Annotated in this window: 7 protein-coding genes and 1 riboswitch; all 7 genes read right to left on the minus strand. The window is 34.6% G+C overall.

From position 1 onward, the window contains the following. Nucleotide 1: 1 nt before the first annotated feature. Nucleotides 2–724 (minus strand): amino acid ABC transporter permease, encoded by a 723-nt coding sequence (locus NE544_RS03060; protein WP_118115165.1) that lies wholly within the window; start codon nt 722–724, stop codon nt 2–4. Between the two features lie 2 nt (nt 725–726). After that, nucleotides 727–1,557: a transporter substrate-binding domain-containing protein gene (locus NE544_RS03065; protein ID WP_118115166.1), complete on the minus strand. Its 831-nt coding sequence runs from the start codon at nt 1,555–1,557 to the stop codon at nt 727–729. Between the two features lie 82 nt (nt 1,558–1,639). Continuing rightward, nucleotides 1,640–1,806, minus strand: a riboswitch (Lysine riboswitch). Nucleotides 1,807–2,093: 287 nt separating this feature from the next. Then, nucleotides 2,094–2,741 carry a pyroglutamyl-peptidase I gene (gene pcp / locus NE544_RS03070; protein WP_118115167.1) on the minus strand — a complete coding sequence of 216 codons (648 nt, stop codon included), beginning with the start codon at nt 2,739–2,741 and terminating at the stop codon, nt 2,094–2,096. 13 nt (nt 2,742–2,754) lie between these two features. Beyond that, the gene (locus tag NE544_RS03075) at nt 2,755–3,708 is read right to left on the minus strand and encodes a DUF979 domain-containing protein (protein WP_256268279.1); all 954 of its coding nucleotides are present in this window, start codon (nt 3,706–3,708) and stop codon (nt 2,755–2,757) included. Further along, on the minus strand, nt 3,708–4,379 hold the full coding sequence (locus tag NE544_RS03080) for a 5-oxoproline transporter, DUF969 family subunit (RefSeq protein ID WP_256268280.1): 672 nt from the start codon (nt 4,377–4,379) through the stop codon (nt 3,708–3,710). Before NE544_RS03080 ends, NE544_RS03075 begins: the two co-directional genes overlap by 1 nt. 98 nt (nt 4,380–4,477) lie before the next feature. Further along, nucleotides 4,478–5,470: a dipeptidase gene (locus tag NE544_RS03085; protein WP_256268281.1), complete on the minus strand. Its 993-nt coding sequence runs from the start codon at nt 5,468–5,470 to the stop codon at nt 4,478–4,480. A gap of 2 nt (nt 5,471–5,472) precedes the next feature. Then, a complete protein-coding gene (locus NE544_RS03090; RefSeq protein ID WP_256268282.1) occupies nt 5,473–6,279 on the minus strand; it encodes a Cof-type HAD-IIB family hydrolase in 807 nt (268 codons plus the stop codon). Nucleotides 6,280–6,537 lie beyond the last annotated feature (258 nt).

The following is a 6,537-nucleotide window of genomic DNA, read 5'->3' on the forward strand; positions in this document are numbered from 1 at the left end:
CCTAGCTACAGAAATCTTTCATACTGCTTTCGCTGTCCATTCTTTTTTCAAGATAATTCAATAAGAAAGAAGCAAGTGTTGTTAAAATTAAATATAAAACGGCTGAAACCATAAACGTTTCAATATAACGATAGTTACTTCCTGCTACAGATGTTGTCTGGAAGTACAATTCCGTTACCGTAATAACATTCAACATTGAACTATCCTTAATATTTACAATCAATTGGTTTCCAATAGAAGGAAATGAATTCTTAATGGCCTGAGGAAATACAACATACATCAAAGTTTGCGTTGTTGTCATACCTAAAGACATCGCAGCTTCATTTTGTCCTTTATCCACAGACTGAATTCCAGAACGAATAATTTCAGCCATATAAGCGCCTGTATTGATTGAAATAATAATCAAACCTGCAGTAATCGGAGTCCATCCAATCACAGGTTTTCCTAAATAGTAAATAAACATAGCTTGAACCATCATTGGCGTACCTCTGAACACCCAAATATACAATCCCGTAATGATTCTACCTATTCTTTTTAAAACTTTAATACCCGTTGAATCATATTCATTGATCTCAATCGCACGAATGCCGCCGACTAATAAGCCGACGACAAATCCTGCAAACGTACCAACAAATGCGAACAACAAAGTCATCTCAATTCCATATTGGAAAAGAGGTAGATTATGAACAAATATGTTCCAAGCTTTCGCAAAATCAATACGCATAATTAATCCTCTGTTGGTTGGTTTTCTACTGCATGTTCCATCATTTCTTCACGTTCTTCATCACTAATACTATCCAATGCTTTTTGAACTTTTTTGAAGAATTCAGAATCACGAGAACCTTCTTTTAATGCGATTGAAACAGTTGTATCACAATCAAAACCATGTCCATCTGCAAATTGAACGACTGTTAAGTCAGGGTTTGCTTCTACAACACCTTTGGCAACTGCCATTTCAGCAGTAATTCCATCCACTTCGTGTTGTTGTAAAGCCAATACCATTTCAGGATAAGTAGCCTTTGGTGTTACGTGATTTACACCTTTAATTTGATCAATGACTGAATCATAGTTTGTTGATTTTTGACCAACAATATTTTTACCTGTAAATTGTTGAATATCTGTGTATCCAGCTTCTTCACCATCTTTACGAACAATCATGATCATTCCCTTTGAATCATAATATGGAGTTGTAAAGTCAGCTCCTTCTTCACGTGTTTTATCTTTAGTCATACCAGCGATAATCGCATCGATTTCATCACCCTCTAAAGCTGGAATCAATCCATCCCATGCAGTTTTCTTAATGACTAATTTCTTTCCTAATTTTTTTGCGATCTTTTTTGCGATTTGAACATCATATCCATCCGCATATCCTGATTTTCCTAATTTTACAGAAGTATCTGTTTTTTCAGATGTTTGCCAGTTAAATGGAGCATATGCACATTCCATTCCTACGACAAATGTGTCTTTATCTTCTGATGTTGTAGCTGTGTTTGATCCACATCCTGTTAGTGCAAAAGCACATACCATGGCAGATGCCATTAATTTTTTAAAGTTCATATTTCTTTTTCTCCTTCTCTAATCGGCAAAGAATAGAAAAAAGCTATGCGGCATACCACATAGCTAAAAAATATCTCATTAACTATAAGATAACGCCTCTTCCTGACGAAGGAGTGTTATAAGTATTCCTTATAACCCCAAGAAACAAAATTGCCATTTTATCTCTTTCGGCATTGGTTACCTTTCAAACACTTCACAGTCTGCCAACTCCATGTTTTACTCTGATGCAATGCTGCCTCTATCTTTACTCGATTCACTTTATAGTGCTTATTATACTCAACATATACATAGTGTCAAGAAAGAAATTACATTTTTTCATAAATTTGTAAATATTTTCACGGTTTCTTTAAGCTTCTTTTAAGTTTTAAAGACTATTCTATAAACAGAAATAAACAGGTATCAACCCAATACATATAACCCTTTCCTAAATAACTTATTCTGTTTATTTCATATATTCCTATTTCTTGGTGAGTCACAATAATAGACTCACCCTTTTTTTTGAACAAGAAAAAAAAGAAAAGAACAAATCTTTTCTCTTAATGTGTTTCTCCAGAAACCACTTTAATATCCGTATCACTCTCTAACATAGCTTCTACAGACAATTCAATGGCTTTAGCAATATCTTTTAAATTCATTCCAGGAGTTCCTGCTGGCTGATTTACTGTTTGTTCAGTCGCAAAAGGCACATGCATAAAGCCACCTTTTACATCTTTAAATTCTGTATGACAATAATGCAATACAGAATACATTACATCGTTACAAACATAAGTACCTGCTGTATAGCTAACACTTGCAGGAATTCCATTTTCTTTCATTTTCTCAACCATTCTAAATACAGGAAGCATTGTAAAATAAGCTTCTGGGCCATTTTCTACAACACTTGTCTGTAACGGTTGATTGCCTTCATTATCGGCAATTCTTGCATTTCTAAAGTTAATACCCACCCATTCCGGTGTGACTTGACTTCTTCCACCAGCTTGACCAATACACAATACATAATCTGGTTTAGAAGATTGAATTTCTTCATAAACTGCCTCTGGCCCTTTTTGAAATACCGTAGGAATTTCTTTCTTAATAATTTTTGCTCCACCAATTTCATCCGGCAATAATTTAACAGCTTCATAAGCTGGATTGATTTTTTCTCCTCCAAAAGGATCAAAACCTGTAATCAATACTTTTTTCATAACATTTCATCTCCTATGACATCATGATCATCATGACGATTTGTACCACTAACATAATTACGGCAACAAGCACTTGTTTTTTAATGACACCATTTTTGTCTTTCATTTCTAGAATTGCGACAGGAACCATATTAAAGTTTGCTGCCATTGGCGTACATAGTGTACCACAATATCCACAAGTTAATGCTAGAGATCCAATCACTACTGGATCTGCTCCATATTTAAGGACAAAAGGTGCCCCAATCCCAACTGTCATTACGGTAATTGCCGCAAAAGCATTTCCCATGATCATGGTAAATACCGCCATGCCAATCGCATAAACAATAATTCCAATTGTAACATTGCCTGCAGGAATAATATTAGATACTAAACTAGAAATGACATCTCCTACACCGGCTGCAGTAAATACAGCTCCTAAAGCAGCAAGTAACATGGGAAGCATACTTAATGGTCCAACCACATCCATCATTCTACGACAATCTTTTAAGAAGACACTTGGTGTATTTGATTTTGAATAGATTCGTAAAATGATCATAGCTACGAAAACACCAACACTCATTCCAACTAATGGTGAAATCTTAGTAAAGAATGCAGCTAGTAACGCAAATAAACCAATACATACAGCTGGAACAAATACTTTTGCGCCAATGTTTTTATTATTTTGTTCCATCTCTTCAAGAGTAGGTTCAGGCTCATTACCAGGTGAAACTTTCTTAAAAATTGGAGGTAAAACCAAGATAATCAATAAGATACCATCAGCCAAGGCAGGCAACCATTTACCTAGTACAAACATCAGCCCTAAATCAAACCAGAAAACAAATGAGCCGACACTGTTTTTATTTTCTTTATCTTTTAGATTTTTAAAGGCAACATACATAGAAATCAATCCAATAATACAATACATGACTTCTAATAGTTTTTCTGAAAGTGTAACATCCACACTTGTGTAGAATTGAATTGGATTCATTATTTTGTCTCCTTTCTAGATAGTTGTTTATCTTTAAGATAGTAATACACAATCGCAACAGCTACGGCAATAATTGCCACTGGAATTTGTACTTTCATTAAATCAACCAATTCAACATTGTAGCCTAAACCAGCTAATGTAGATTGCACTAAGATCATTCCACTTGTTCCTACAAACAAAACTTGCCCAAAGAACCATGCGATATTTTCCATACCACTTGCCATTCCTTTTAAGTTTTCTTCATACTTTTCACTGATCTTTTTACCATTTTTCTTAGCTGCAGCAGTCGCCATAGGCAATACAATAGGACGAACAAATCCGGCAACGCCACCAAAACTCACATTAAATGCCGCAAAAATCAATCTAAACACTCCATAAATCGCAACAACCACACCAGCTGATGCATTTTTAAATTTCTTCATTACATTGGCGGCTGCTTGTTTTAAACCATTTCTTTCCAGAGTTCCCGTAACAACCATGACCATCACAAACACGCACATACTGCGGTTAGCGACGAAGCTTGATCCAAGTGTTTCCAAGAAAGTAACTGGATCCATACCTGCAACAAGTGCAGTCACAATAGCGGCAATCATAATAATCAAAATCGAATCCAATTTTAATACAAATCCGATTACGACAATTAGAATACCTAACAATTTCAATAATTCCATAATCTTTCATTCTCTCTTTCATATTTCTTACAGAAATTTACATTCGAAATTATATCATATTCTTCAAGAAAAACAAAAAAACGGATCAAACGATCCATTTACAACACTTCTTTATAGACTCTTAATACATTCTTATAGAAGATTTTTTCTACTTCTTCTTGTGTAAGCCCTGCCTTATATAAAGCTTCTTCTAATAGATTCATCATAGATGCATCTTCAATTTCTAAAGGACATGAAATTCCATCAAAATCAGTACCTAATCCAATCACATCAATTCCAGCTAAATCTTTTATATAAAGAATATGTTTGACCATATCGTTGACACAACTCTTGTGATCAGTGCGATCCGCTAAGAAACTGCCACAGAAATTAAGTCCCATGACACCACCACGTTTTGCCAATTGAAGAATCATATCATCACTCATATTACGGGCTACATTACATACGCTTCTTGCGTTTGAATGTGATGCCACAAATGGTTTTGTCGTATATTTCAATACATCATAGAAACCAGCATCATTTAAGTGAGAAACATCAATAATCATACCAAGTCTTTCCATTTCTTTCACATATGAAATTCCAAACTCTGTCAATCCTCTTTCTGTATCTACACTACGCTTATAGTTAGGTCGATTTCCATTCATATCTTTCATAGAAAGGTTTGGATAACCAATTCCATTCTCATAATTCCATGTTAGTGCAATCATTCTTACACCCATGCGATAGTAATTTCTTAACATCGCTAAATCATTGAAGCAAACACCACCATCTTCAAGTGTCAACAAACTCGATAGTTTTCCTTCTTTATCATTCTTCTCAATATCACTAAACGTATATACAGGTGCAATATAATCTGCATACTTATCCATTTGTGTACAATATTCATCATACAAACGCATTGTCTGTTGCTCAGGAATCGCTAGTTCTTTTTGATCTGTAAACAACGCAAAATTCTGTAATAAATAATTACCCTTCTTCATTTTTTCTAAATCAATCGACAAATCATTTGAATACAAACTTGCCTCTTTCCCTTTTAAATCACGACTCAATAATTCTAGAATCGTATCACAATGCATATCGACTACTCTCATTTTTATAACTCCTTTAACCATTCTATACAGCCATCTTCATAACATGAAGGAACAATTTTTTTTGCGACTTTTTTACATGCTTCACAACCATTTTCAAGAGTAACACCAAGACCAGATGCTTCTAATACAGGCGCATCACTTGAACCATCTCCGATGGAACTGACATCTTTCCAAGAGATTTCAAGACTTTTCAACAAGCGGTTCACACTATTTAACTTTTCACAATCCTTATGAATAATGTCAATCATCGTATCTGTACTATGCACAACTTTTACATTACAATTTAATTCAATAATCGATTTCATTTCATCATAAATTGAATCAATTCGTGATTTTGAATCCGATATAGACACTTTCCACACAGAACCCTTTAAATATTTTTCCATGTGATTCGTTAAAATGTAATCCACATCACAATTATGCATATCCAGTTCAAATCCATGTGTCATTTTATTGGCCACAAAATAATCGGGTTGACTATATCCAACGCCTAAACCGTGTTCAAGCGCATATTGCCAAATAAATGAAACATCGTTATTTGAGATTACATACTCAAACATCGTCTTTTTCATTTTCACATCAAAACAATGGGCTCCATTACAACTAATGACATATCCACCAAAATCTTGCATCAAAATCTGTTTAGACAATGGATACACACCTTGAAAGCATCGAGCTGAATTTAATACGACTAAGACATCTCTTTTTTCAACTTCAATCAATGCTTCTTTAACAGCTTCATTGACATAGATTCCACTACTCGGATTCATTAAAGATCCATCTAAATCACATACAATTGTCCTAACCATATAGCACTTCCTTTTACTTGTTTAATAGTAATACGAAACGCGTCAAGAAAAGACTTTCAAATGAAAGTCACACGTCTAATTGACGTGCCCGGTTCGTTTCCAGTCGTCCAGTAACATTTCAATAGCTACTCCATCTTTCTGAATCATTCGGTATCCCGATACATTCAGTCTTTTTACGATGGAGTTTTTATTGTATGCTCTGCTTATAAATACTTCAGAATTTCATCCATGATCTATGTACCTATCATCCAGTAAGAT

This window comes from Holdemanella sp. MSK.7.32 (assembly GCF_024460475.1).
GTDB lineage: Bacteria > Bacillota_I > Bacilli_A > Erysipelotrichales > Erysipelotrichaceae > Holdemanella.

Excerpts from the sequence above, each read along its gene's own strand:
- NE544_RS03060 (WP_118115165.1), bottom strand. The coding sequence starts at position 724 with ATGCGTATTGATTTTGCGAAAGCTTGGAACATATTTGTTCATAATCTA.
- NE544_RS03065 (WP_118115166.1), bottom strand. The coding sequence starts at position 1,557 with ATGAACTTTAAAAAATTAATGGCATCTGCCATGGTATGTGCTTTTGCA.
- pcp (WP_118115167.1), bottom strand. The coding sequence starts at position 2,741 with ATGAAAAAAGTATTGATTACAGGTTTTGATCCTTTTGGAGGAGAAAAA.
- NE544_RS03075 (WP_256268279.1), bottom strand. The coding sequence starts at position 3,708 with ATGAATCCAATTCAATTCTACACAAGTGTGGATGTTACACTTTCAGAA.
- NE544_RS03080 (WP_256268280.1), bottom strand. The coding sequence starts at position 4,379 with ATGGAATTATTGAAATTGTTAGGTATTCTAATTGTCGTAATCGGATTT.
- NE544_RS03085 (WP_256268281.1), bottom strand. The coding sequence starts at position 5,470 with ATGAGAGTAGTCGATATGCATTGTGATACGATTCTAGAATTATTGAGT.
- NE544_RS03090 (WP_256268282.1), bottom strand. The coding sequence starts at position 6,279 with ATGGTTAGGACAATTGTATGTGATTTAGATGGATCTTTAATGAATCCG.